Genomic DNA, 21,551 nt, shown 5'->3' with positions numbered 1-21,551 from the left:
GAACTGCATGGCTGTCGTCGCAAAGCCGTCAAGATCTTCCGAAACTGTCAAGCTTTGGCGCCCAAGCTGCTGAAAACGTGCGGATTTCGGCCGAGCGACTGCGATGCCGCATGTGCGAGATGTGGCCTGAGACGAAGCGAGGGCTTGAGGGGCGTTCTCAGAAGGTCCAGCGCTGGGCCTTGGTGATGAGGAAGTCCCGGAAGGCCTGGACGCGGGCCACCGAGCGCATTTCCTCGGCATAGACGAGATAGCTGTCGAGGGACGGCATCTCCACGTCCCGCAGGATCTGGACCAGATTCGCATTGCCCACGACCGTGTAGTCGGGCAGCACGGCGATGCCCGCTCCGGTTTCGACGGCGATCTTCAGGGCCGTGATGTTGTTGACCACGTAATGGTACTGGCGCGGTTCGCGCCCCTCCCGGCCGGCAGTCGAGAGCCAGTGCACCGCCATCAGGTAAGAGGGCTGGTCGCCTCCGAAGGAGACGATCCGGTGCTCGTCCAGCTCCTCCAGGGTCTTGGGCTCGCCGAAGCGCTTGAGATATTCGCTCGACGCATAGACGTGGAAATGCACCGTGAAGAGGCGCCGCTGGATCAGGTCCGGCTGGGCCGGGCGGCGCAGGCGGATCGCCACGTCGGCCTCGCGCATGGCGAGGTCGAGTTCCTCGTTGCTGAGGATGAGCTGGACCCGCACGTCCGGGTAGAGGTCGAGGAATTCGGCGATGCGCTGCGCGAGCCAGATGGAGCCCAGGCCGACCGTGGTCGTCACCTTCAGCTCGCCCGAAGGACGCTCGCTCGTTTCCACCAGTCGCGCCTTGGTGGTCTCCAGCCGCATGCGCATGTCGCGCGCGGCCCGGAACAGCAGGTCGCCCTGCTCGGTCAGGATCAACCCGCGGGCATGCCGGTGGAAGAGGGGGGCCTTCAGCTCCCGTTCGAGCGCGCTGATCTGGCGGCTGACCGCCGACTGGCTCAACCCGAGATCGTCACCGGCGCGCGTGAAGCTGCCAGCCTCCGCGACCGTATAGAAAATCCGGATTTTGTCCCAGTCCACGGCGTTCCCCTGACGATCCGCCTCCCTCTGCTGGCGGGTCGTCCTATCTCCGATGAGCCGTCGGTCCGAGGCAATAGGAATCCGAGCCGAAGGCTAACCAATTGTTTATAATTTCACTCGGCAGCCTGCTGGGTGACCTCCAGCGCGGCCAGATAGCGCTCGGTCTCGAGCGCCGCCATGCAGCCCATGCCGGCGGCGGTCACCGCCTGCCGGTACACGTCGTCGGCCACGTCGCCGGCCGCGAAGACGCCCGGGATGTTCGTCTCGGTGGTGCCGGGCTTCGTCTGCAGGTACCCGCCGGGCTTCATGTCGAGCTGGCCGGCGAAGAGGTCGGTGGAGGGCTTGTGGCCGATGGCGATGAAGACGCCGTCGGTCTTGAGCTCGGAGACCTGGCCGGAGACGAGGTTCTTCAGCCGCACATGCGTGACCGAGGTCGGGCTCTGGCTGCCGCAAATCTCCTCGACGGCGGAGTTCCAGACCACCTCGACCTTCGGGTGCTTGAGCAGGCGGTCCTGCAGGATGCGCTCGGCGCGTAAGGAATCCCGGCGATGGACCAGGGTGACCTTCGAGGCGAGGTGGGCAAGGTAGAGCGCCTCCTCGACGGCGGTGTTGCCGCCGCCCACCACCACGACCTCCTTGCCCCGGAAGAAGAAGCCGTCGCAGGTGGCGCAGGCCGAAACGCCGAAGCCCTGGAACATGGCCTCGGAGGGCAGGCCGAGCCATTTCGCCTGGGCGCCCGTCGCGACGATTAGGGAGTCGCAGGTGTAGACGTCGCCGGAATCGCCCTCGATGCGGAACGGGCGCTGGTTCAGGTCGACCTTGACGATGTGGTCGGAGACCATCTTGGTGCCCACATGCTCCGCCTGCAGGCGCATCTGCTCCATGAGCCACGGCCCCTGGATCACGTCGGCGAAGCCCGGATAGTTCTCCACGTCGGTGGTGATCATGAGCTGTCCGCCGGGCTGGAAGCCGGAGATCAGGACAGGCTCCAGCATGGCGCGCGCGGCGTAGATCGCCGCCGTGTAGCCGGCCGGCCCAGAGCCGATGATGATGAGCTTGGCGTGGGTTTGGGCCATCAGGAAGTCTCCAGTGAAAGGGCCGCGTCGGGAAGTCCCAGAACGCGGCGGTGGCGCCTCAGGCCTTCGGCAATGGCGCGCGCGATCCGAGGGGTGGAATTTACAGGCGGATAGGCTTGGCCTTCAAGTCGCCCCCGGAAAGGATGCACAGCCCCGAGGGCCCGCATCTCGTCCAGGAAGACCTTGAGCTTCGGGTGCCCGCCGGTCGGCTCGAAGACCAGGATGGGCACGCCCGTCACGGCCGCTTCGCCGATCATGTTGAAGGAATCCGCCGTCACGACGATCGCATCCGCCAGGGCCAAAAGGCTGATATAGGGATTGTCGCCGCTTCCGTCCCAGAAGAAGCCGCCGGAGCGCCTGGCCAGCTCCACGAGGGCATCCCTGAGGGCCGCAGGGGTGCGGCGCGAGGCGGTGATCATCAGGCCCGCACCGGTCTCCGCAAGGACCGTCAGCCGATCCGCGAAGCGGGCGACGTCGTCTGCCGCGAAGCGATGATGGCGGCTGTCGCCGCCGGCCAGCACCGCGACCCTTGGAGACGCTACGGAGGCGAGCCGCGGATCCGGATGGACGCGGGCCGCTTCCAGGCGCCGGGACGAGATGCGGTGGGGCGGCGTGAGCGTGTTGAGGACGTTCGGGCCCCGCAGGCGGTCGTAGGACGGCGACCAGATGAAGTCGGCCGTGGCCGGCCCAGTGCGGGGGTCCTTGAGAAAGGCCGTGAAGGTGCGCCCGCCCGAGGCCTTCTTCACGAAACGAAGATAGGGGACCGCCCGGCGGCCCGAGGCGATGAGGAGGTCCGGAAAGGGCGGGACTAGCGGGCTGTTGTGGGCGCCGGGCCGCTCGCGCGGGTCGATGGGACCCCAGGGCATGGCCCAGGTGAAGGGCGCCCGCGGCTTGATGCGACGGATCTCCGGCTCGACCCCTAAGGCCTCGGCGACGCTCAGCGCCTGCAACTCGTCTCCCGCCTTGCCGTCGCTCAGGACCCAGGCGGTGAGGCCCTCGGGTTCGGGCAGGCTTGAGTTGTTGCGCAACATTTGATCAATGAGCCTGTGGAATGCATAAGGATCGTTGCGACTTAATCGCCCGGCCTTCTTGTGCAGACCCTCTACACCGTCTACTCAGCCGAGACGAGCCTTTCCCGGAGTTAACGTGCGCGGACGCCTCGATTCTATTGACTGGGCCATTCTGAAGGAACTGCAAGCCGACGGCAGCATCACGAATGTGGAGCTGGCCCGTCGTGTCGGCTTGTCGGCCCCCCCATGCCTGCGTCGTGTCAGGGCGCTGGAGAGTGCCGGGATCATCAAGGCTTATCGAGCCATGCTGGATCCCAAGGGCCTCGGCTTCGAGATCGTCTGCTTCGCCATGGTGCAGCTCGACGTCCAGGGCAAGAAGGAGCTCAAGGAGTTCGAGGACCTGATCAAGGGCTGGTCCATGGTCCGCGAATGCTGGACCCTGTCGGGCGACATCGATTTCATCATGAAATGCGTCGCCCCGAATCTCGCGGCCTTCCAGGGGCTCGTCTCGGAACTCACCTCACTGCCGAACGTGCGCAACGTGCGCACGGCGCTGACCCTCGACCTCATCAAGGACGATCCGCTGGTGCCGATCGAGGACGTTCCGGAAGTAACGGCTTAATCAAGAGATCAGCTGACGTCTCAGCCAGAGAACGTAGTGTCGGGCTACGGCCGCGGCGCGGCCGGGCTCGTCCGGCGTCAGGATGCTGGTGCGCACGTCCAGCACCGCCAGCTGCGGATGGCGGGCGATGATCTCGCCGCGTCGGCCGACCGCCAGGGCTTCGCCTTCAAGGGAATCGGAACTTCCGCCGCCTCCGCGCCGCCAGTCGTCCCCGCCGCCGCCTCCATCGGGGAAGGGCGTCAGGAAGATCCCGGTGAGACGCACGACGAGGCGCGGCCCGCGCGGGTCGACCCGGTCGGCGAACGAACGGCGCAACTCGTCCAGGGTCGCGGCCGCGACGAGATCGGCGAAGGGGCCGAGCCCTTTCGCCTTGAGGACGCTCACGTCGACCGCAAAGGACGAGAAGTATTGGGGAAAGGCCTGCGCCCGGGCAGGCCTGGAGCCCGCGCCGGCAAGGCCGGAGCAGGCGAGGCCCGTCAGGAATGAGCGGCGGGTCAGGGGGGACATGGTCTGATCTCTCATCGTTGCCCCCTCTGCCGATCAGCCGAACTGGACGCCCACGACTTCGTAGGATTTGCCGCCGCCCGGGGTGACAACCTCGACCGTGTCGCCGATGGTCTTGCCCATGAGGGCACGGGCGATGGGCGACGACACCGAGACGCGGCCGGAGCGCACGTCGGCCTCCGGCTCGCCAACGATCTGGTAGGTCTTTTCCTCTTCCGTATCCTCGTCGACCAGCTTCACGGTCGCGCCGAACTTGATCCGGTCGCCCGACAGCTTCGTGATGTCGATGATTTCGGCGCGGGAAATCAGGCTCTCCAGCTCCAGGATCCGGCCCTCGTTGAGGGACTGGGCTTCCTTGGCGGCATGATATTCCGCGTTCTCCGACAGGTCGCCCAGGGCGCGCGCTTCCGAGATCGCCTGGATGATCCGGGGGCGCTCAACCTGTTGACGGTGCTTGAGCTCCTCCTCGAGCGCCGCGAAACCTTTGATCGTCAGAGGGACCTTGTCCATCATTCGTCTCTTCCAAAAAGAGGTACGAGGCCGCCGTTTCCAGCGCCCTCGCATGTCAACGAAAACTTCCGTGAAGCTTCGCAGTTCCGATTGTAGCCCGGGCTTCAGGCGAAATAGTCCTGAAGGGCCCGGACCTCGAGATCGCCGCCCAGATAGGCCTTGATGCCCTCGGCCGCGGCGATCGCTCCTGCAAGAGTGGTGTAGTAAGGTATCTTATGCAAGAGGGCAGCTTGTCGTAGCGAGCGAGAATCCGACAGGGCGCCCGCCCCCTCGGTGGTGTTGAAGACCAGCTGGATATCGCCGTTCTTGATGGCATCCACCACGTGCGGACGGCCTTCGAGCACCTTGTTGAGCCGCGTCGCCTTGACGCCGTTCTCCACCAGAAACTTCTGGGTGCCCCCCGTGGCGACGATCCGGAAGCCGATCTCCTCCAGCATCTTGACCGTGGGGAGGATGCGCTGCTTGTCCGAGTCACGCACCGAGACGAACACGGTGCCGGTCTTCGGCACCTGGCTGCCGGCGCCGAGCTGGCTCTTGGCGAAGGCGACCCCGAAGCCCCGGTCGAGGCCGATGACCTCGCCGGTCGAGCGCATCTCCGGCCCGAGCAGCACGTCCACGCCTGGGAACCGGGCGAAGGGGAACACCGCCTCCTTGACGCCGATATGGGGCAGCTCCTTAGGGGTCAGGTCGAACTGGGCGAGGCTCTCGCCCGCCATGACCCGGGCGGCGATCTTGGCGATGGGCTCGCCGATCACCTTGGCCACGAAGGGAATGGTGCGCGAGGCGCGGGGATTCACCTCCAGGACGTAGATGACGCCGTCCTTGATGGCGTACTGGACGTTCATCAGGCCGCCCACGTCGAGAGCCAGGGCCAGGGCCTTGGTCTGGCGCTCCAGCTCCGCGAGGATCTCCGGCGCCAGCGAGCGCGGCGGCAGGGAGCAGGCGGAATCGCCCGAATGGATGCCCGCCTCCTCGATATGCTCCATGATGCCGGCGATGAACACGTCCTTGCCGTCCGCCAGGCAGTCCACGTCCACCTCGATCGCGTCCGACAGGTAGCGGTCGAAGAGGAGAGGGTTCTGGCCCAGGACCGTGTTGATCTGGCCGGTCTTGTCGTTGGGATAGCGCGCCTTCACGTCGGACGGGATCAGGCTCGGCAGGGTGCCGAGGAGGTAGTCCTCGAACTGGGCCTCGTCGCGGATGATCGCCATGGCGCGGCCGCCCAGCACGTAGGACGGGCGCACCACGAAGGGCAGGCCGAGATCGGCGGCGATCAGACGGGCCTGCTCCACCGAATAGGCGATGCCGTTCTTCGGCTGCTTCAGATGCAGCTTGTCGAGGAGGCGCTTGAACCGGTCCCGGTCCTCCGCGAGGTCAATGGCGTCCGGCGAGGTGCCGAGGATCGGAACCTCGGCCTCTTCCAGCGCGCGCGCCAGCTTGAGCGGCGTCTGGCCGCCGAACTGGACGATGACGCCGTGCAGCGTCCCCTTGGAGCGCTCGGTCTCGATGATCTCGAGCACGTCCTCCTGGGTCAGCGGCTCGAAATAGAGCCGGTCCGAGGTGTCGTAGTCGGTCGAAACCGTCTCCGGGTTGCAGTTGACCATGATGGTCTCGTAGCCCGCATCCTTCAGGGCGAAGCAGGCGTGGCAGCAGCAATAGTCGAACTCGATGCCCTGGCCGATCCGGTTAGGCCCGCCGCCGAGGATGATCACCTTCTTGGCGTCGGACGGCTGGGCCTCGTCCGCCGGCTGGCCCGCGAAGGGGGCCGCATAGGTCGAGTACATGTAGGCGGTCGGCGAGGCGAACTCGGCCGCGCAGGTGTCGATGCGCTTGAAGACCGGCCGCACATCCAGGGAACGGCGGAGCTTGCGCACCTCGGCCTCGGTCTGGCCCGAGAGCACGGCGAGGCGGGCATCGGAGAAGCCGAGCGCCTTCAGCTGGCGGAAGGCGCCCGGGGTCCGGGGCAGCCCATGCGCCTTCACCTTCGCCTCCATGTCGACGACGGCCTGGAGCTGCTCCAGGAACCAGCGGTCGATCTTGCAGGACTCGTAGACCTCGTCGTGGCTGATGCCGAGGCGAAGCGCCTGGGCGACCTTGAGGAGCCGGTCCGGGGTCGGGGTGCCGAGCGCCGCCTTGATGGCGTTCCGGTCGTCGCCCTTGCCGAGGCCCTCGATCTCGATCTCGTCGAGGCCCGTGAGGCCGGTCTCGAGGGAGCGCAGGGCCTTCTGGAGCGATTCCGGCAGGGTGCGGCCGATGGCCATGGCCTCGCCCACCGACTTCATGGCGGTGGTGAGGGTCGGCTCGGCGCCGGGGAACTTCTCGAAGGCGAAGCGCGGGATCTTGGTGACCACGTAGTCGATGGTCGGCTCGAAGGAGGCCGGGGTCGCGCCGCCGGTGATGTCGTTGGCGATCTCGTCGAGGGTGTAGCCCACGGCGAGCTTCGCCGCGACCTTGGCGATCGGGAAGCCCGTCGCCTTGGAGGCCAGCGCCGACGAGCGCGACACGCGCGGGTTCATCTCGATCACGATCATGCGGCCGTTCTCGGGGTTGACCGCGAACTGCACGTTCGAACCGCCGGTTTCGACGCCGATCTCGCGCAGGACCGCCAGGGAGGCGTCGCGCATGATCTGGTATTCCTTGTCGGTGAGCGTCAGGGCCGGTGCGACCGTGATCGAGTCGCCCGTGTGGACGCCCATCGGGTCGATGTTCTCGATCGAGCAGACGATGATGCAGTTGTCCGCCTTGTCGCGGACGACCTCCATCTCGTACTCCTTCCAGCCGAGCACGCTCTCCTCGATCAGCACCTCGTTGGTGGGCGAGGCGTCGAGGCCGCGCTCGACGATGTCGAGAAACTCCTCGCGGTTGTAGGCGATGCCGCCGCCGGTGCCGCCCATGGTGAAGGACGGCCGGATGATGGCCGGCAGCCCCACCTCGGCGAGGGCCAGCAGGGCCTCGCCCATGGCGTGCTCCTGGTAGCGCTTGCGCCGGTCGTTCTCGGCCGCGTTCCACTTGAGCTCGTAGGCCGCGACCATCCGCTTCTTGTCGCCCGGATGGAGATCGAGGGCCTCCAGGCGGGCGAGCTCGGCGAGATAGGCGTCCCGGTCGGCCTTCTTGAGGGCGGACGCGTTGGCGAGGCGGGATTTCGGCGTGTCGAGGCCGATCTTGGTCATGGCCTCGCGGAAGAGCTGCCGGTCCTCGGCCTTGTCGATGGCCTCCGCCGTGGCGCCGATCATTTCGACGCCGAACTTTTCGAGCACGCCCATCTTCTTCAAGGACAGGGCGCAGTTCAGGGCCGTCTGGCCGCCCATGGTCGGCAGAAGCGCGTCGGGACGCTCCTTCTCGATGATCTTGGCGACGATCTCGGGCGTGATCGGCTCCACATAGGTGGCGTCGGCGAGATCCGGGTCCGTCATGATCGTCGCCGGGTTCGAGTTCACCAGGACGATTCGGTAGCCCTCCTCCTTGAGCGCCTTCACGGCCTGCGTGCCCGAATAGTCGAACTCGCAGGCCTGGCCGATGATGATCGGTCCGGCGCCGATGATGAGGATGGAGGAGATGTCTGTCCGCTTCGGCATAGGTCCACCCAGGCGTGTCCAGCCGCGCGGCCGTAAAGGTACGGCGCTTCGAGCGCAGCTGGCGTGTGTTCAGATTGAAGGTTGAGAGAGGCTCTTACACGGAGCTTGAGCAAAATCAAAGGCCCGCGCGGCGATTTCACCGGGGAATGCCCGTGCGTCATGATGGGCGGGCCGAATCGGCGGGGTCTTCGAAGGGAGCATGGCATGACGAAAGAGCCGCGTTGGACCGTGATCACGGGAGCCTCGAGCGGGATCGGGGCCGAGCTCGCCCGCGCCTTCGCGGCCCGTGGCTCTGCTCTCGTCCTTGCGGCGAGGCGGCATGAGCGGCTCGAAGCGCTGTCTCGGGAGATCCAGGCAGCCCATGGGGTTCCGGTCGAGGTCATGGCCCTCGACCTGGAGGACCGCGCGGCGCCGCAGGATCTCTGCGAGATGCTCCGGGAGAGGGGCATCGTGCCTCATACGCTCGTCAACAATGCGGGCTTCGGCCTGCGGGGGCGCTTCGCGACCCTGCCGCACGAGCGGCAGATCGCCATGATCGACCTCAACGTCACGGCGCTGACCGCCCTCTGCCGCCTGATGCTGCCGGGCATGATCGAGCGCGGGCGGGGCGGCATCCTCAACGTGGCCTCGACGGCTGCGTTCCAGGCGGGGCCCTACATGGCTGTCTACTATGCGACCAAGGCCTTCGTGCTCTCCCTGTCGGAGGCCCTGCACGAGGAGGCGAAGCCCCATGGCGTCACGGTGACGGCCCTGTGCCCCGGCCCGACGGAAAGCGAGTTCTCGGCCACGGCGGATCTGGAAAACTCCAAGCTCTTCAAGGGCGGCGCCATGCCGGCCGCGGACGTGGCGCGGCTCGGCGTCGATGGCTACGAGCGAGGTCGGGCCATCGTGATCACCGGAAGGACGAACCTTCTCGGCACCATCGGGGCCAAGGTGTTCCCCCGCTCCATGACCCGCCGCATCGCCGGCCTCCTCCAGGGCGGAGGGTGACGGGCGCGCCGGAAGCCGCTATCGAGGGCCTGTGACCGCAATACCTTCGTTCCAGCGCCTCGCTCAGCAGTTCGCCGCCTTCTTCGGAGTGGGGGTCGCCGCGGCCGTGGCCCATTACGGTCTCCTCGTCGCCCTCGTGGAGGGAGGCCTCGCCTCGCCGGTCCCGGCGACGCTCGCCGGCTACATCGCGGGCGGCCTCGTATCCTACGCGCTCAACCGGACCCACACGTACCGCAGCACCCGCCCGCACCGGGAGGCGACCTGGCGCTTCGCCCTGGTGGCCCTGGTCGGGTTCTTCCTCACTTGGATCTTCATGCATGCCTTCGTGGAATGGCTCGGCGCGCCCTACCTGCCGGCCCAGCTCGTCACGACCGGAATCGTGATGCTGTGGAGCTTCATCGCCCACAAGGCGTGGACCTTCGCCTGAGCAAGGCGGGCCAAGTGCCCTGTCAGCTCAGCTCGGGGACCACCTGCCCGTAATTCAGTACCGCCACGAGCGCCACGCCGCCGACAACGTTGCCGATGAAGGTGGGCAGGAAGAAGCGCAACCCGTAGTCGCCCAAGGTGGCCTGGCCCGTCTCCACGAGATAGAAACCGTCGACCGATCCGGCGATCAGATGAGAGAAGCCGCCGATGGCCACCACGTAGGTGACGATGAGGATTACGAGCGTGCGGGCCGAATCCGCTCCGGGCAGGAGCCAGACCATGAGGGCGATCAGCCAGCCGGCGAAGACGGCTTTGAGCACGGTGGTGCCGAACGGCGACGCAATCGCCTTGTGGCTGATTTCCGCGAAGGCCTGCTTCACCTCGGGGGCAAAGACGGACGTATGCGCGATGACGGCCGCGAAGGCCCAGGTCGCGGCCACGTTGGCGACAAGCACGATGGTCCAGAGCTTGAGGACCCGCAGGAACGTCTGTCCGTTCCGGTTGTGCAGCAAGGGCAGGATGGGCGTGAGAGTGTTCTCGGTGAAGAGCTGCTGCCGTCCGAGCACGACGATGAGAAAGCCGATCGTATAGCCGAGGCTGGCCACCAGGGGCTTCCACGATGCATCGGGCAGATGGGCATGCAGCACGCCTTCCACCACGAGCGAAAAGCCCATGGACAGGCCGGCGGCGAGGCCAGACAGGAGCAGGGCGGAGGCCGTCCGGTCCAGCTCGCTCTCGCCTTCGGCCCGGATGGTTTCGTGGATCAGGGCCGCATTGGGCCGGCTTTGCCCCTCGACGGCCTTCTTCTCCTTCGGGGAGAGGTCCGGGATCTTTTCGGCAGGGTTGAAGCTGTCGCGTCGAGGGTCTTCGGAGGGCTTGTCCGCAGAAGGAAGGGGCATGAGGCTGCCTTGCCGTTGTCCTGCTGATAAGGCCGCAGCCTGTCGCTTGTTCCGGAGGCTGGCGGCCGTCACGAAGATCATCCGGGCCCGCTGATGCTCCAGGTTGCGATCGGGATACCGTGTCTTTCGGCGCAACCTGTTGCGACTGGAATCATGACGGCAAGGAGTCTTCTTGATCAAGAAGCGTGGCTCTTTGCCTAAGCGGAAAGCAACAACGGAAAAGTTTAAGCAGCTCAGGTTTTCAGTGCAGCCCTGGCCTGCGCCCAGGCGGAGTGCTCAGGCGGCTTCTGCAGTGCAATATAGAAGCCGGTCACATCCGCTCGTCCCCCATGGTCGAGCCAGGGCCAATTCCCGTTTCAACACCGCATCGCAACAACCACACTGCCGGGGGCTTCATGTCCGATATCTCTATGGCAGGGACCGACCTGTCGGCCCTGGACAGAAAGGCCGCGCCGCGTTCGCGTCTTGCGGTCGCCCTGATCGAGCTGGCGCTGGCGGTCGGCAGCTTCGGGATCGGGACCGGCGAATTCGCCATCATGGGGCTCCTGCCGAACGTGGCCGAGGAGTTCGGGGTGACGACGCCCCAAGCCGGCTATGCCATCAGCGCCTATGCGCTGGGGGTCGTGGTCGGGGCTCCGATCATCGCGGTCGCGGCCGCCAAGCTCGCGCGCCAGACGCTCCTCCTCGCCCTGATGGCGGTCTTCGCCCTGGGCAATGCCGTCAGTGCGGTGGCGCCGGGCTTCGAATCCTTCGTGCTCCTGCGCTTCCTGACCGGCCTGCCGCACGGCGCCTATTTCGGCGTCGCGGCCCTGGTGGCGGCGTCCCTGGTCGAGCCGAAGAAGCGCACCCAGGCGGTGGCTCGCGTCATGCTGGGCCTGACCGTCGCGACCCTCGTCGGCACCCCGATCGCGACTTGGTTCGGGCAGGCCCTGAGCTGGCGCATAGCCTTCGGGGTCGTGGGCTTCCTCGGAGCGCTCACGGTCGCGCTCATCTGGCTCTTTCTGCCGAAGGACAAGGTGCAGGACGGGGCGAGCCCCTTGCGGGAGCTCGGCGCCTTCAGACGCCGCCAAGTCTGGTACACGCTGGGCATCGGCGCCGTCGGCTTCGGCGGCCTGTTCTCGGTCTTCTCCTACATCGCTTCCACCGCCACACAGGTGGCCGGCATGCCGGAAAGCGCCGTTCCGGCCATGATGGCCCTGTTCGGCTCGGGCATGATCATCGGCAACCTAGTCGGCGCGTGGTTCGCCGACCGGAACCTGATCGGCACGATCGCCGGCACCCTCGTCGGCAGCGTCGTCGTCATGTCGGTGCTCTCGCTGACGGCGGAGAACCCTTATCTGCTGTCGGTCTGCGTGTTCCTCGTGGGCTGCAGCGTGGCCATCGGGCCCGCCCTCCAGACCCGCCTGATGGATGTAGCGGCCGACGCCCAAACCCTGGCGGCGGCGCTCAACCACTCCGCCTTCAACGTTGCCAATGCGCTCGGCGCCTGGCTCGGCGGCCTCGCGATCGCCTGGGGCTACGGCTTCGCCTCGACCGGTTGGGTCGGTGCGATCCTGGCGGTCGGCGGCCTCGGCGTCCTGGCTCTGTCCGTCGCGAGCGAGCGGCGGTCGCGCGCCTAGTCCTCCCGCAGCGGCCGCGCCTCGAAGGTCATGCGGGCTGGGTTGTGCCCCAGGTTGCGGGGCATGCGCTCAATCCCGAAGCCCGCCTCGCCGGCGATGTCGGCCAGGTCCTCCTCCGTGTACTGGGCAAGGCCGATCTCCTCGCGGATTTTGCGGTATTCGGAGAAGGCGGTGCGGCCGAGGCCCACGAGCGCGGATTTCAGGAAGCCGCCCTGCCAGGCAAGCGACAGGAGGGCCTTGGCGTCCGTGACCGGGCTCACATCCGGCGGGATCACGTCGGCGAGGATCAGGCGGCCATCGGCTTTCAGCTTCCCGTGCCAGAGCTTCAGCAGCCCGCGCAGTTCGTCCAGGGACAGATACTGCAGCAGCGAGTTCACGACGATCAGGTCGAGGGAGGCGTCTGGCAGACCGGCGATCTCCTCCGGGGCCAGGACGGTGATCCTGTCGTTGCGGCCGTAGCGCTCATCGAGCCGCTCCCGCACGAGGGGCGCGGCGTCGCTGAGATAGAGGTGGCCGCATTTCGCCGCGATCCGGTCGGCGAACAGAGCTTCGCCGCAGCCGTAATCGAGCACGGCCGCATCGGCCGAGGGGATCAGGCCGATGATGTCGTTCGCCACGAGCCGGTAATGCAGGAGCTTGTGCCGCTCGCTCACATAGATCGGCGTGTCTTGGTTCCAGTAGTCTCGCCAGTTCATGGCGAGACTCCTAGCTGAACGTCAGGGGCGCGTCATCACCCGTTGCGCCACAGTTTCATCAAAGGTCCGGTCGGCCCGTCGACCGGATCGGCGTCCGGCAGCGGCACCTGGGCAATGCGCTGGCGGGCCGCCGCGATGGCATGGGGATCGTCGCGGATCTCGTCCCAGTCCCGGCCGTCCGCATAGGCGCCGACGACCAGGAGGTCGCCGTTGCTGTTGATCAGCGCGTGCCCGACGCCGGCCGGGATAACCACCACGTCGCCCGCCGTCAGGCCGACTAGCTCGCCGTCCTCGCCGCCGAAGCGGACGGTCGCGGACCCCATGGCGATGCCGAGCACCTCGTGGGCGGTCGAGTGGTAGTGGTGATACTGGTGGATGCCGTTGCGCCACGAATTGGTCCAGCCATTCTTCTGGAACGTGTTCTCGAAGGCCTTGGCCGGATCCGGGTTCGAGGGCCGGATGGCTCCCTGGCGCACGATCAATGGCAGGGTGTTATTCGGGATGAGCCCGTTGTCCTTGAACACGTAGGTGTCCGTCTTGAGGGGCGCGTTGTATTCGCCGGGAGCGCCGTAACCTTTCGCCTGGGCCATTCTCGTCCTCCAATGAAGTCGGGGGAGAACGCATGGGGACTCGGAAAGATCGAGCGTGGCCGCTCTTTCGGCGCAGGCTACGGCGGGCGCCCCCTCCCGCACGACGCGGAAGGGGGCGACGATCCTCAGCCCTTCAGGGGCAGGAACACCTCGGTCAGAAGCTCCGACGGCGGCACGGTCCGGGCATCGTTGATGTAGTGCTCGAAGCATGGCCGGTCGGACGGCTCCTCGCCGCTCGCCGGGAGCCATTCGCCGTAGAGCTGGCGGTAGGCGCGCTCCAGCTCCGCATAGGGGCCTTTGTGAAGAATGCTCGCCACACGCAGCGGCGGAATCTCCCGACGAACCATGCCGTCGCCGAGTGGCGTGTCCGGATCGACCTCAATCGTGGCTTCCGAGCGAAGCTCGGCCACAGGCACGCTCGCCGGATCATCGTAATAGATGCCGAACCAGCGGCGCGGCGTCTCCAGCAGGCCGCGGCCGGCCGCCCAGGCGGCGAGTTCGTCGAAGCGGCGGCCGATGGCCTGATAGTCGCCGCGGTGATCGAGGGCCGCCACATGGGCGCCCGGGAAGGTCTTGATGGTCACGGGGTTCATGGAATCGTCTCCGTTCAGAGGCACGTGGAACGGAGTGAGCCTTGCCCGGTAGGCGGCGGGCGGAAGACCGTGATCGGCCCCGAAGGCCCTCGTGAACGCCTCGACCGAGCCGTACCCGGCCCGGCGGGCGATGCGTTCGATCGGCCTTTCCGACCGGGCGAGCTCGTTCGCGGCCCGGTGGAGGCGCAGGCGCCGGATGGTGTCGCTCGCCGTCTCGCCCGCGATTCCCCGGTAGATCCGGTGGAAGTGGCAGGGCGAGAAGCAGGCGACCTCCGCCAGCGTTTCGAGGGACAGGTCGTCGTCCAGGTGGTCGGCGATGTAGGCCATCACCCGGGCCACCCGGCGGCCATAATCAATCCGCGTCGTCGTCTTGGTCTTTGGCATGGATCACTCCGTAGCCAGACCCTAGGACGGGCGGATTGATTGATGTTGCGAAGTTACTGGCCGATGAGCATCGCCGCGACGGCGCGGTCGATGGAGAGGTAGAACACCACGAAGGAGACGGCGCCCGCGACGGCGAATTCGACCGTCTGGTTCCGGAGCATCCGGAGCTGGCGCAGGGTGGTGTGCCCGAAGATCGTCAGGAGCCACGCGGCCGTGAGGACGACCGGGAAGATGAACAGGAACGACCAGGTGCTCTCCACCTGACCCGCGTAGGACGGGTCGATCAGGGGACGGATGTTGCGCACCCAGGGAGCATAGATCGAGGCGTAAAGCGAGGTCAGCCACGACAGGCCGACGGCGACGCCGAGATGGAAGGTGAAAAGGGAATGCAGGCGGTTGAACTCGCCGGACTCGTCGTCGAACGTCATCGGAAGAACCCCCAAAATCAAAGAATCATCGTCAGTTTTTATGGTTACTGATCGGTTAACGTGATTTGGGGGACGGGGGCAATGGCCGGTTTGTCGCAGAAATGAAATATTGTTCTTGAGATCGCGGATTTGTGGACAATCCGGCGGGGAGGGCCCCGCCGGCCGGGGTCGTCAGGCGTGGCGCCTGGCCTTCTCCTCCTCGATCAGCTTCACGAAGCGGTCGAAGAGGTAGTGGCTGTCCTGCGGGCCGGGCGAGGCCTCCGGGTGGTACTGGACCGAGAAGGCCGGCCGGTCGGTGAGCGCGATGCCGCAGTTCGAGCCGTCGAACAGGGACACGTGGGTCTCCACCGCGTTCGCCGGCAGGGTTTCCGGGTCCACCGCGAAGCCGTGGTTCATGGACGTGATCTCGACCTTGCCGGTGGTCTTGTCCTTCACCGGATGGTTCGCGCCGTGATGGCCCTGGTGCATCTTCCGGGTCTTGCCGCCCACCGCCAGGCTCAGCATCTGGTGGCCGAGGCAGATGCCGAAGGTCGGGATCTTCTCCTCCAGCACCTTGCGGATGACCGGAACCGCGTATTCGCCCGTGGCGGCCGGGTCGCCGGGGCCGTTGGACAGGAACACGCCGTCGGGCTTGAGGGCCAGGATGTCCTCGGCCGAGGCAGTCGCGGGCACCACCGTCACCTTGCAGCCGGCCCGGGCCAGAAGGCGCAGGATGTTGCGCTTCACCCCGTAGTCGATGGCGACCACGTGGTACTTGGCGTCGCCCTGCTTCTCGAAGCCCTGGCCGAGCGTCCAGGTGCCTTCCTCCCAGTCGAAGCGCTGGGAGCTCGTCACCATCGGCACGAGGTCGAGCCCGTCCATGGAGGGCAGGGCGGCGGCGCGGGCCTTGAGGGCCTCGAGGTCGAACATCCCGCTGGGGTCGTGGGCGATGACCGCGTTGGGCATGCCCTTCTCGCGGATGAGGGCGGTGAGCGCCCTCGTGTCGATGCCGGTCAGGCCGACGATGCCGCGGCTCTTGAGCCAGGCGTCCAGGTGGCGGGAGGCGCGCCAGTTGGACGGGTCCGTGACGGAAGCCGCGAGGATCGCACCGCGCACCCCGGAGGACGAGGCGGCGTTGACGCTCTCGATGTCCTCCTCGTTGGCGCCCACGTTGCCGATATGCGGGAACGTGAAGGTGATGATCTGCCCAGCATAGGACGGGTCGGTCAGGATCTCCTGGTACCCGGTCATCGCCGTGTTGAAGCAGACCTCGCCCGTGGCCTCGCCGACGGCGCCGATGCCGAAGCCTTCCAGCACCGTGCCGTCCTGGAGCACGAGAACGGCGGTTGCGCGCGGCTCTTCCCAGCCACCCGCGGTGTCTTTGTCTTGCAGCATCGTCATGATCTCTTGTAAGTCCGGGGCCAACGGGCCGTGCTTGAGCAGGCCACGCCGGGCCGCCTTTGAACTATCCCCGTGACTTAAGGGGCCGTTCGCGTTCCGTCAACGCTTAAGGACTTTAAAACACAAGGAGATACCGATGCTGCGCGAACGTTTCACCGCCGACATGAAGGAGGCCATGAAGGCCGGCGACAAGAGCCGCCTCGGCGCCGTGCGCCTGATCCAGGCGGCCCTGAAGGACAAGGACATCGAGGCCCGCGGCGCCGGCAAGGAGCCGCTCTCCGACGAGGAAATCCTCGCGCTCCTGCAGAAGATGGTGAAGCAGCGCCAGGAATCGATCGCCATGTACGAGCAGGGCGGCCGCACCGAACTTGCCCAGCAGGAGAAGGACGAGGTCGCGGTCATCACCTCCTACCTGCCGCAGCAGATGGACGAGGCCCAGACCAAGGCCGCCATCGAGGCCGCCATCGCCGAGACCGGCGCCGCCTCCATGAAGGACATGGGCAAGGTCGTCGGGGCGCTCCGCGCCAAGTACGCCGGCCGCATGGATTTCGGCAAGGCGAGCGGCCTCGTGAAGGACATGCTGCCGAAGGGGTGAGATTACGCGCGGGAGGCGCGACAGAACCCTCCTCCCCCTTGTGGGGAGGAGATGGAGGTGGGGTGCCGGCGCCTGACCTTGATAGGCTATCGCTCACACCCCTACCCTTGGTCCCTCCCCACAAGGGGGAGGGAAAAGCGCGCCACATTCGGCCAGGGTGTAGAGATATCCACGCCTCAAGCAGCCTCGGCTCCCGCATCCATCGCGGCCAGAACCTCCCGCGTGGTCGCCACCGTCGCGAACTCGAAGCGCAGCGTCGCCACGTGGGCCCGGTGGCTCTCCCGCGCCGAGATCGTGCCGCCGGCGCCGTCGGGCAGGTCGAAGCAGTCGCAGGCGTCCTCGACCAGCACCATATCGTAGCCGAGATTGGCTCCGGTCCGGACGGTGGTCGAAACGCACATGTCCGTGGTGATGCCGAAGACCACGACCCTGCGCACACCGAGCCGCTTCAGCCTCAGGTCGAGGTCGGTGCCGATGAAGGCCGAGTTGACGCCTTTTGTCACCAGCGCCTCGCCGCCCTGCGGCCCGAAGCCCGGCCGGAATTCATTGCCGGTCTGGCCCGGCGCCAGGGTCGAGCCCGGCGTCACGGAATCGTGCCGCACGTGGATGACCGGCAGGCCGCGTGCGCGCCACGCGGCGAGAAGCGCCAGGCCGTTGCGGTCGACCGCCTCGTTCCAGCGGCGCGGCCACGAGGGCAGGTCGAAGGCCTGCTGCATGTCGACCGGCAGGAGCACAGAATTCGCGTAGTCCATGGGAAATCCTCCATTTCCCCATCTGTCGCTTGTGTCCGTGCCGGTTTCACTCGACAAGACGACGGTTGCGCCGGCGAAATGCCGGCGGAAGACCTCACGGCGGCCCCATGAGCATCACCCTGGACGACAAGGATCGGATTCTCGTCGGCGCCCTGCGCAAGAACGCGCGGGAGAGCCTCGTCGGGCTCGCCCGCAGCGTCGGGCTGTCGCGCAGCGCCACCCAGGAGCGCATGCGCCGCCTGGAGCGCGAGGGCGTCATCCGGTGCTACACGGTCGCGCTCGGCCACGGGCACGACCCCGCCGTGCGCGCCATGATCGCCGTCACGTTCGAGCCGGGCTTCCGCTGCAAGCAGGTGGTGCCGCGGCTCGCCGGCATTCCGGAGATCGCCGCCTGCCATTCGCTCACCGGCGCCATCGACCTCATGGTGATGGTGGCCTGTGCGTCCAACGCCGACCTCGACCGGATCCGCGACGCGGTGGCAGCGACGCCGGGCGTCGCCACTGCCACGACCCACATCGTGCTCGATACGCCGCTCGCGCGGGACTAGCTCTTCAGCGGGATCGCCCCGTCACGGCCGCCGTCCGCTCCCACAAATCACGACGCCTCGCGAGCGCCCCCCTTGGTGGACCGGACCACCACGATATAGCCTAGCTCGGTATGCCTGTCAGGAACGAAAAAGAAACAAATGCGGGCCCGTGGGGGGCGTCCTTAGACCTGATCCGCCGACTGGGCTCGGCCATTCTTGTCTCGAAGATCTACGATGAAGCCGAATTTCTGCGATCGCCCAGTGAGCGGACCGTCTCTCTGCCGGGCTCAAGCAGCCGAGATGTCCGATCCTGCCTCAATGCGGAATGGAATTCTTATCGGCCTCTAAGGTGCTTTCGGCTTTCCTGGTGAACTCGCTTCCTGACAATCCGGGAGCAATCGGAGAGCCGTAGATGACCGTGATCGTGCCGTTGCCTTTGCTTGTGGCGCCGGGACTCCAGAAGCGTCCGGAGTTAACGGCCATTGTCAGCGTCGGCACTCCGAGTTTCGTATAAAGAAACTCCGCTCCGCGCTTGAACTCCACACGCTGGTCGACGGGCCGCCGCGTCCCCTCGGGAAAGACCAGAACGGATCGTCCTTTGTCGAGAGCCGCTTGGCTTTGCAGGATCATGTCCCGCAATGCCTTGGTGCCGGCCTCACGATCGATGATGATCATAGGGGATCGCCGCAGATACCAACCGAAGACGGGAATCGAGAGCAGTTCCTGCTTGGCCACGATCGCAACATCGGGAAAGAGCACCAGCGAGGCCAACGTCTCCCAGGTCGATTGGTGGTTGCCAACGATCAGACAGGGCTCGTTTGGAACATGCTCCCGACCACGCTCCATGTAATTCAAGCCCACAACATGCTTTAGGCCGAACAAGACGCCGCGTACCCAGATCCGGGTCGCGAGTCGAATTGGGACTTCAGGGGAGCCGAAGAGCCATAGGATGGGGACGGCTAGCCCGAAAAGAGCGGTCCAGAACGCGAGAAGGAGATCAAACAGCTTCGATCGCGCCCACTGCCACGGCCCGACAGGTCGAGCTGGGTAGGCTGTTTTCGACCGCTGCTGACCGGCTGCTTCGGGAGCGGCCCGTTGCACCAGCGCGCCTGCGTTGACATACGATGATCCTGTCACTTGCGCGCCTTTCTAGCGGCGTAACGAGCATCGCGTGCCGCTTTCTGCGCTGCTTCCAAAGCGGCCCCACGTTCAGCTTCATCCGCTCTTTCGGCAGCCTGCGCCGCTTCCTCGGCGAGGCGTTGCTCCTGTTCATCCGCCTCGCGCGCCAACCGCTCCTCAGCCTCGCGGGCCTGCGCGGCGATCCTATCGCTCTCGCGCTCGGCCCGGCGTGCCTCACGAGCGGCACTGATCGCTTGGCGCGCTGCTTTGCGCTCGATAACGGCGGGGTCGTCGGCACTCGGCATCGCCCGAACGCGCTCCAGCATGGCTTTGCGAGCCTTATCGGCTGTGCCCAGCCGGTCAGCGAAGCCTTTGTCCTTAAAGCCACTCATGCTCTGATCTCGCTCTCTCGGACAGCGCGCTCCGTCATGCCTGATCTGATCCGGTATGAAACTTCGCCTGTCTCGTCGGCCGGCATGAGGCGGACGACCTCGTAAATGCCACTGCCATCGGCACGGCTGTCGGAGACGGGAGCGCGGATGAGGCGCACCATTTGTCGGATCTTGTATTTATGGGACATGTTGGCCCTCCAATGTGGCAGCGCCACGGGTTCAAACAAAAGGCCGCTCCCCACAAGGAGCGGCCTAAAGGGCTCGGCACAAATGCGTCTGCGCCGAAGAGGCTGTTTTATGCAGCCTGAATATTGTTGACGGCAACCTTGCCGGAGCGGCGGTCCTCGGCCGTGTCGAAGGAGACCTTCTGGCCTTCGACGAGGCCGCGGATGCCGGCGCGCTCGAGAGCGGTCGCATGGACGAACACGTCCTTGCTGCCATCGTCCGGCTGGATGAAGCCGAAGCCCTTCGTGTCGTTGTAGAATTTCACTGTGCCCATGATCATGGGGATAGCCTTTCGCGATTGCTGTAGATGCACGTGAGTGAAGGCGCCAAGAAGCGCGACCTCAACCCGGTTCGTCGATGTAATGGTAAGGAAGTCCGAACGTGCGCCTGACAGCGTCAAAAGCGAAACGACCCGATTGTCCGGCCAAAATCCGATAAAAACTATATACGTCCTTCGCCGGGCATTAACAAGTGCTGTCAGTCTTTCCTGTTGATTTGGGAAAAACTTACCTTCTCCATTGCGATGGCCTGTTGCTGGCCCAGCAAGATCCGCACCGCGCCGCCGCTCATCCGGGCGCTCTGGCTCCTGGCGGCCAAGCCCGAGGGCTTTCCGCTCCATGCGGTCTACCGCACGCCCGAGGTGCGCGAGCCATGGAAAGGGTGCGGGCGATGGGGGAGACGGGGAGAGACAGATGCCGCAGGGCACGCTGCCGGCCGCGGCGGGGGCATGAACAACCGCTCCGTGGAACCTTGAACCCCGGCGCCCGGTTCACCCGTGCGCCCTTGCTCCACGTTTTCAAGACGCCCCTCGAGGAATGGTCGCGCGAATTCCCGGGGCGTCGCTTCAGCGGAGAACCCCCATGCGGAAAGCTCTTCTACTCGCAGCCGGACTGGCTCTCATCGGAACGTCGGCCTGGAGCCAGAGCTCGTCGCGGGACCGCGACGACTATCCACGCGGGCGCTGGCACGACGGCTACAGCCGGTGGGACCGCGACCGGGACGACGACCGGGATCGGGACCGGGACGACCGCCGCGGGCGCGCCATGCGCGACGATGACGAGGACGGCGACCGTTCGGGACGCGGCGCGCGCTTCTTCCTGCGCAGCGGCGATACGCTGCTTCGCGTCGTCTGCGGAGAGAACGAGTCGACGCGCGCCTGCGTGGACGCGGCGCTGACCATGTTCGACCGGGTGCAGTCGCAGGCGAAGAGCTCGGGCTCGTCGACCTCGTCGCCCGCGCCGTCGACGCCGCCCTCATCGCAATAGCTGAGGAAGGGGTGGCGGACGGGATGACGCCCGCCGCCCGGTCCCTCCGTCAGTCCTCGCAGACGCGGTAGCGCCGGGTGATGATGTCGCCGTAGCGGTTCCGCTCGCGCCGGGTCTCGTAGTAGCAGTCCCGGTCCCTGTCGCGGCCGCGCCAGCGTGGGCCGCGGTCGTAATCGCGGCCGCGGTCCCAGCCGCGATCCTGGTCGCGCCAGCCGCGGTCGTAGTCCCGGTCCATCCAGGGCTGCGCAGAGGCCGCTCCGGCAAGGCTGCTGAAGACGACACATCCGGCAAGGATGAACGATAAGCGCCTAGTGTTGGTCATGGGTG

At 66.4% G+C, this 21,551-nt stretch carries 25 protein-coding genes; 7 read left to right on the top strand and 18 right to left on the bottom strand.

The window, feature by feature from the left end; genetic code table 11:
• Positions 1-157 precede the first annotated feature (157 nt).
• From DES45_RS11015 to DES45_RS11005, 3 genes are all read right to left on the bottom strand, one after another.
• A complete protein-coding gene (locus tag DES45_RS11015; RefSeq protein ID WP_114770064.1) occupies positions 158-1,048 on the bottom strand; it encodes a LysR family transcriptional regulator in 891 nt (296 codons plus the stop codon).
• A gap of 113 nt (positions 1,049-1,161) precedes the next feature.
• On the bottom strand, positions 1,162-2,124 hold the full coding sequence (gene trxB, locus DES45_RS11010; protein ID WP_114770063.1) for a thioredoxin-disulfide reductase: 963 nt from the start codon (positions 2,122-2,124) through the stop codon (positions 1,162-1,164).
• Entirely contained in the window at positions 2,124-3,155 is a 1,032-nt protein-coding gene (locus DES45_RS11005) for a mitochondrial fission ELM1 family protein (protein WP_114770062.1), read from the bottom strand. The genes trxB and DES45_RS11005 overlap by 1 nt, the downstream gene beginning before the upstream one ends.
• 115 nt (positions 3,156-3,270) lie before the next feature.
• Here DES45_RS11005 and DES45_RS11000 point away from each other — a divergent pair, with 115 nt between their 5' ends.
• Positions 3,271-3,756: an Lrp/AsnC family transcriptional regulator gene (locus DES45_RS11000; RefSeq protein ID WP_114770061.1), complete on the top strand. Its 486-nt coding sequence runs from the start codon at positions 3,271-3,273 to the stop codon at positions 3,754-3,756.
• On the opposite strand, the gene DES45_RS10995 is transcribed toward DES45_RS11000, so the two are convergent.
• The 3 genes from DES45_RS10995 to carB all read right to left on the bottom strand — a co-directional run bounded on the left by DES45_RS10995 (position 3,757) and on the right by carB (position 8,345).
• Entirely contained in the window at positions 3,757-4,278 is a 522-nt protein-coding gene (locus DES45_RS10995; RefSeq protein ID WP_147282387.1) for a hypothetical protein, read from the bottom strand.
• An 18-nt stretch (positions 4,279-4,296) separates the two neighbouring features.
• Positions 4,297-4,770, bottom strand: a complete 474-nt coding sequence (gene greA, locus DES45_RS10990) for a transcription elongation factor GreA (protein ID WP_114770470.1) — start codon at positions 4,768-4,770, stop codon at positions 4,297-4,299.
• 104 nt (positions 4,771-4,874) lie between these two features.
• Positions 4,875-8,345, bottom strand: a complete 3,471-nt coding sequence (gene carB / locus DES45_RS10985) for a carbamoyl-phosphate synthase large subunit (RefSeq protein ID WP_114770059.1) — start codon at positions 8,343-8,345, stop codon at positions 4,875-4,877.
• A 204-nt stretch (positions 8,346-8,549) separates the two neighbouring features.
• On the opposite strand from carB, the gene DES45_RS10980 reads away from it, so the two are divergent.
• Entirely contained in the window at positions 8,550-9,335 is a 786-nt protein-coding gene (locus tag DES45_RS10980; RefSeq protein WP_114770058.1) for an SDR family NAD(P)-dependent oxidoreductase, read from the top strand.
• A gap of 31 nt (positions 9,336-9,366) precedes the next feature.
• The gene (locus tag DES45_RS10975; protein WP_114770057.1) at positions 9,367-9,762 is read left to right on the top strand and encodes a GtrA family protein; all 396 of its coding nucleotides are present in this window, start codon (positions 9,367-9,369) and stop codon (positions 9,760-9,762) included.
• Between the two features lie 22 nt (positions 9,763-9,784).
• On the opposite strand, the gene DES45_RS10970 is transcribed toward DES45_RS10975, so the two are convergent.
• Positions 9,785-10,660, bottom strand: coding sequence for a formate/nitrite transporter family protein (locus DES45_RS10970; RefSeq protein WP_114770469.1), 876 nt, complete (start codon positions 10,658-10,660; stop codon positions 9,785-9,787).
• Between the two features lie 410 nt (positions 10,661-11,070).
• On the opposite strand from DES45_RS10970, the gene DES45_RS10965 reads away from it, so the two are divergent.
• Positions 11,071-12,279, top strand: a complete 1,209-nt coding sequence (locus DES45_RS10965) for an MFS transporter (protein WP_245571706.1) — start codon at positions 11,071-11,073, stop codon at positions 12,277-12,279.
• Here the strand turns inward: DES45_RS10965 and DES45_RS10960 are convergent.
• The 5 genes from DES45_RS10960 to carA form a co-directional block, all read right to left on the bottom strand.
• Positions 12,276-12,974, bottom strand: a complete 699-nt coding sequence (locus tag DES45_RS10960; protein ID WP_114770055.1) for a class I SAM-dependent methyltransferase — start codon at positions 12,972-12,974, stop codon at positions 12,276-12,278. The two genes, DES45_RS10965 and DES45_RS10960, sit on opposite strands and share 4 nt — an antisense overlap.
• Before the next feature lie 35 nt (positions 12,975-13,009).
• Positions 13,010-13,564: a cupin domain-containing protein gene (locus DES45_RS10955; protein ID WP_114770054.1), complete on the bottom strand. Its 555-nt coding sequence runs from the start codon at positions 13,562-13,564 to the stop codon at positions 13,010-13,012.
• A gap of 125 nt (positions 13,565-13,689) precedes the next feature.
• Positions 13,690-14,541 (bottom strand): AraC family transcriptional regulator, encoded by an 852-nt coding sequence (locus DES45_RS10950; RefSeq protein ID WP_114770053.1) that lies wholly within the window; start codon positions 14,539-14,541, stop codon positions 13,690-13,692.
• Between the two features lie 53 nt (positions 14,542-14,594).
• On the bottom strand, positions 14,595-14,969 hold the full coding sequence (locus tag DES45_RS10945) for a hypothetical protein (protein WP_114770052.1): 375 nt from the start codon (positions 14,967-14,969) through the stop codon (positions 14,595-14,597).
• Positions 14,970-15,140: 171 nt separating this feature from the next.
• A complete protein-coding gene (gene carA, locus DES45_RS10940; protein ID WP_114770468.1) occupies positions 15,141-16,343 on the bottom strand; it encodes a glutamine-hydrolyzing carbamoyl-phosphate synthase small subunit in 1,203 nt (400 codons plus the stop codon).
• A gap of 142 nt (positions 16,344-16,485) precedes the next feature.
• Between carA and DES45_RS10935 the strand changes: the two genes are divergently transcribed.
• Complete coding sequence (locus DES45_RS10935) at positions 16,486-16,944, top strand: GatB/YqeY domain-containing protein (RefSeq protein ID WP_114770051.1); 459 nt, start codon at positions 16,486-16,488, stop codon at positions 16,942-16,944.
• A 176-nt stretch (positions 16,945-17,120) separates the two neighbouring features.
• Here DES45_RS10935 and DES45_RS10930 read toward each other — a convergent pair whose 3' ends face one another.
• Positions 17,121-17,696 carry a cysteine hydrolase family protein gene (locus DES45_RS10930; protein ID WP_114770050.1) on the bottom strand — a complete coding sequence of 192 codons (576 nt, stop codon included), beginning with the start codon at positions 17,694-17,696 and terminating at the stop codon, positions 17,121-17,123.
• Positions 17,697-17,803: 107 nt separating this feature from the next.
• On the opposite strand from DES45_RS10930, the gene DES45_RS10925 reads away from it, so the two are divergent.
• A complete protein-coding gene (locus DES45_RS10925) occupies positions 17,804-18,244 on the top strand; it encodes an Lrp/AsnC family transcriptional regulator (RefSeq protein WP_210272291.1) in 441 nt (146 codons plus the stop codon).
• A 294-nt stretch (positions 18,245-18,538) separates the two neighbouring features.
• Here the strand turns inward: DES45_RS10925 and DES45_RS10920 are convergent, their stop codons facing one another.
• The 4 genes from DES45_RS10920 to DES45_RS10905 form a co-directional block, all read right to left on the bottom strand.
• Positions 18,539-19,360: a lysophospholipid acyltransferase family protein gene (locus tag DES45_RS10920; RefSeq protein WP_245571685.1), complete on the bottom strand. Its 822-nt coding sequence runs from the start codon at positions 19,358-19,360 to the stop codon at positions 18,539-18,541.
• Entirely contained in the window at positions 19,357-19,734 is a 378-nt protein-coding gene (locus tag DES45_RS10915; protein WP_114770048.1) for a DUF6481 family protein, read from the bottom strand. Before DES45_RS10915 ends, DES45_RS10920 begins: the two co-directional genes overlap by 4 nt.
• Positions 19,731-19,922 (bottom strand): hypothetical protein, encoded by a 192-nt coding sequence (locus DES45_RS25675; RefSeq protein WP_114770047.1) that lies wholly within the window; start codon positions 19,920-19,922, stop codon positions 19,731-19,733. Before DES45_RS25675 ends, DES45_RS10915 begins: the two co-directional genes overlap by 4 nt.
• Before the next feature lie 107 nt (positions 19,923-20,029).
• Positions 20,030-20,239, bottom strand: coding sequence for a cold-shock protein (locus DES45_RS10905; protein ID WP_114770046.1), 210 nt, complete (start codon positions 20,237-20,239; stop codon positions 20,030-20,032).
• A gap of 580 nt (positions 20,240-20,819) precedes the next feature.
• Here DES45_RS10905 and DES45_RS25380 point away from each other — a divergent pair.
• On the top strand, positions 20,820-21,224 hold the full coding sequence (locus tag DES45_RS25380; protein WP_173949325.1) for a hypothetical protein: 405 nt from the start codon (positions 20,820-20,822) through the stop codon (positions 21,222-21,224).
• A gap of 49 nt (positions 21,225-21,273) precedes the next feature.
• Here DES45_RS25380 and DES45_RS10895 read toward each other — a convergent pair whose 3' ends face one another.
• Positions 21,274-21,546, bottom strand: a complete 273-nt coding sequence (locus tag DES45_RS10895; RefSeq protein WP_147282386.1) for a hypothetical protein — start codon at positions 21,544-21,546, stop codon at positions 21,274-21,276.
• Positions 21,547-21,551: the final 5 nt, after the last annotated feature.

Origin of the sequence: Microvirga subterranea, from assembly GCF_003350535.1 — a bacterium.
Taxonomy (GTDB): domain Bacteria; phylum Pseudomonadota; class Alphaproteobacteria; order Rhizobiales; family Beijerinckiaceae; genus Microvirga; species Microvirga subterranea.
This window is presented reverse-complemented; position numbering and strand designations above follow the sequence as displayed.

What these genes read in the sequence shown, in the direction of transcription:
- DES45_RS10945 (WP_114770052.1), bottom strand. Translation starts at nt 14,969, where the DNA reads ATGACGTTCGACGACGAGTCCGGCGAGTTCAACCGCCTGCATTCCCTT.
- greA (WP_114770470.1), bottom strand. Translation starts at nt 4,770, where the DNA reads ATGGACAAGGTCCCTCTGACGATCAAAGGTTTCGCGGCGCTCGAGGAG.
- DES45_RS10995 (WP_147282387.1), bottom strand. Translation starts at nt 4,278, where the DNA reads ATGAGAGATCAGACCATGTCCCCCCTGACCCGCCGCTCATTCCTGACG.
- DES45_RS10955 (WP_114770054.1), bottom strand. Translation starts at nt 13,564, where the DNA reads ATGGCCCAGGCGAAAGGTTACGGCGCTCCCGGCGAATACAACGCGCCC.
- DES45_RS10915 (WP_114770048.1), bottom strand. Translation starts at nt 19,734, where the DNA reads ATGAGTGGCTTTAAGGACAAAGGCTTCGCTGACCGGCTGGGCACAGCC.
- DES45_RS10930 (WP_114770050.1), bottom strand. Translation starts at nt 17,696, where the DNA reads ATGGACTACGCGAATTCTGTGCTCCTGCCGGTCGACATGCAGCAGGCC.
- DES45_RS10960 (WP_114770055.1), bottom strand. Translation starts at nt 12,974, where the DNA reads ATGAACTGGCGAGACTACTGGAACCAAGACACGCCGATCTATGTGAGC.
- carB (WP_114770059.1), bottom strand. Translation starts at nt 8,345, where the DNA reads ATGCCGAAGCGGACAGACATCTCCTCCATCCTCATCATCGGCGCCGGA.
- DES45_RS10895 (WP_147282386.1), bottom strand. Translation starts at nt 21,546, where the DNA reads ATGACCAACACTAGGCGCTTATCGTTCATCCTTGCCGGATGTGTCGTC.
- DES45_RS11005 (WP_114770062.1), bottom strand. Translation starts at nt 3,155, where the DNA reads ATGTTGCGCAACAACTCAAGCCTGCCCGAACCCGAGGGCCTCACCGCC.
- DES45_RS10970 (WP_114770469.1), bottom strand. Translation starts at nt 10,660, where the DNA reads ATGCCCCTTCCTTCTGCGGACAAGCCCTCCGAAGACCCTCGACGCGAC.
- carA (WP_114770468.1), bottom strand. Translation starts at nt 16,343, where the DNA reads ATGCTGCAAGACAAAGACACCGCGGGTGGCTGGGAAGAGCCGCGCGCA.
- DES45_RS25675 (WP_114770047.1), bottom strand. Translation starts at nt 19,922, where the DNA reads ATGTCCCATAAATACAAGATCCGACAAATGGTGCGCCTCATCCGCGCT.
- trxB (WP_114770063.1), bottom strand. Translation starts at nt 2,124, where the DNA reads ATGGCCCAAACCCACGCCAAGCTCATCATCATCGGCTCTGGGCCGGCC.
- DES45_RS25380 (WP_173949325.1), top strand. Translation starts at nt 20,820, where the DNA reads ATGCGGAAAGCTCTTCTACTCGCAGCCGGACTGGCTCTCATCGGAACG.
- DES45_RS10965 (WP_245571706.1), top strand. Translation starts at nt 11,071, where the DNA reads ATGGCAGGGACCGACCTGTCGGCCCTGGACAGAAAGGCCGCGCCGCGT.
- DES45_RS10905 (WP_114770046.1), bottom strand. Translation starts at nt 20,239, where the DNA reads ATGATCATGGGCACAGTGAAATTCTACAACGACACGAAGGGCTTCGGC.
- DES45_RS10925 (WP_210272291.1), top strand. Translation starts at nt 17,804, where the DNA reads ATGAGCATCACCCTGGACGACAAGGATCGGATTCTCGTCGGCGCCCTG.
- DES45_RS10950 (WP_114770053.1), bottom strand. Translation starts at nt 14,541, where the DNA reads ATGCCAAAGACCAAGACGACGACGCGGATTGATTATGGCCGCCGGGTG.
- DES45_RS10980 (WP_114770058.1), top strand. Translation starts at nt 8,550, where the DNA reads ATGACGAAAGAGCCGCGTTGGACCGTGATCACGGGAGCCTCGAGCGGG.
- DES45_RS10935 (WP_114770051.1), top strand. Translation starts at nt 16,486, where the DNA reads ATGCTGCGCGAACGTTTCACCGCCGACATGAAGGAGGCCATGAAGGCC.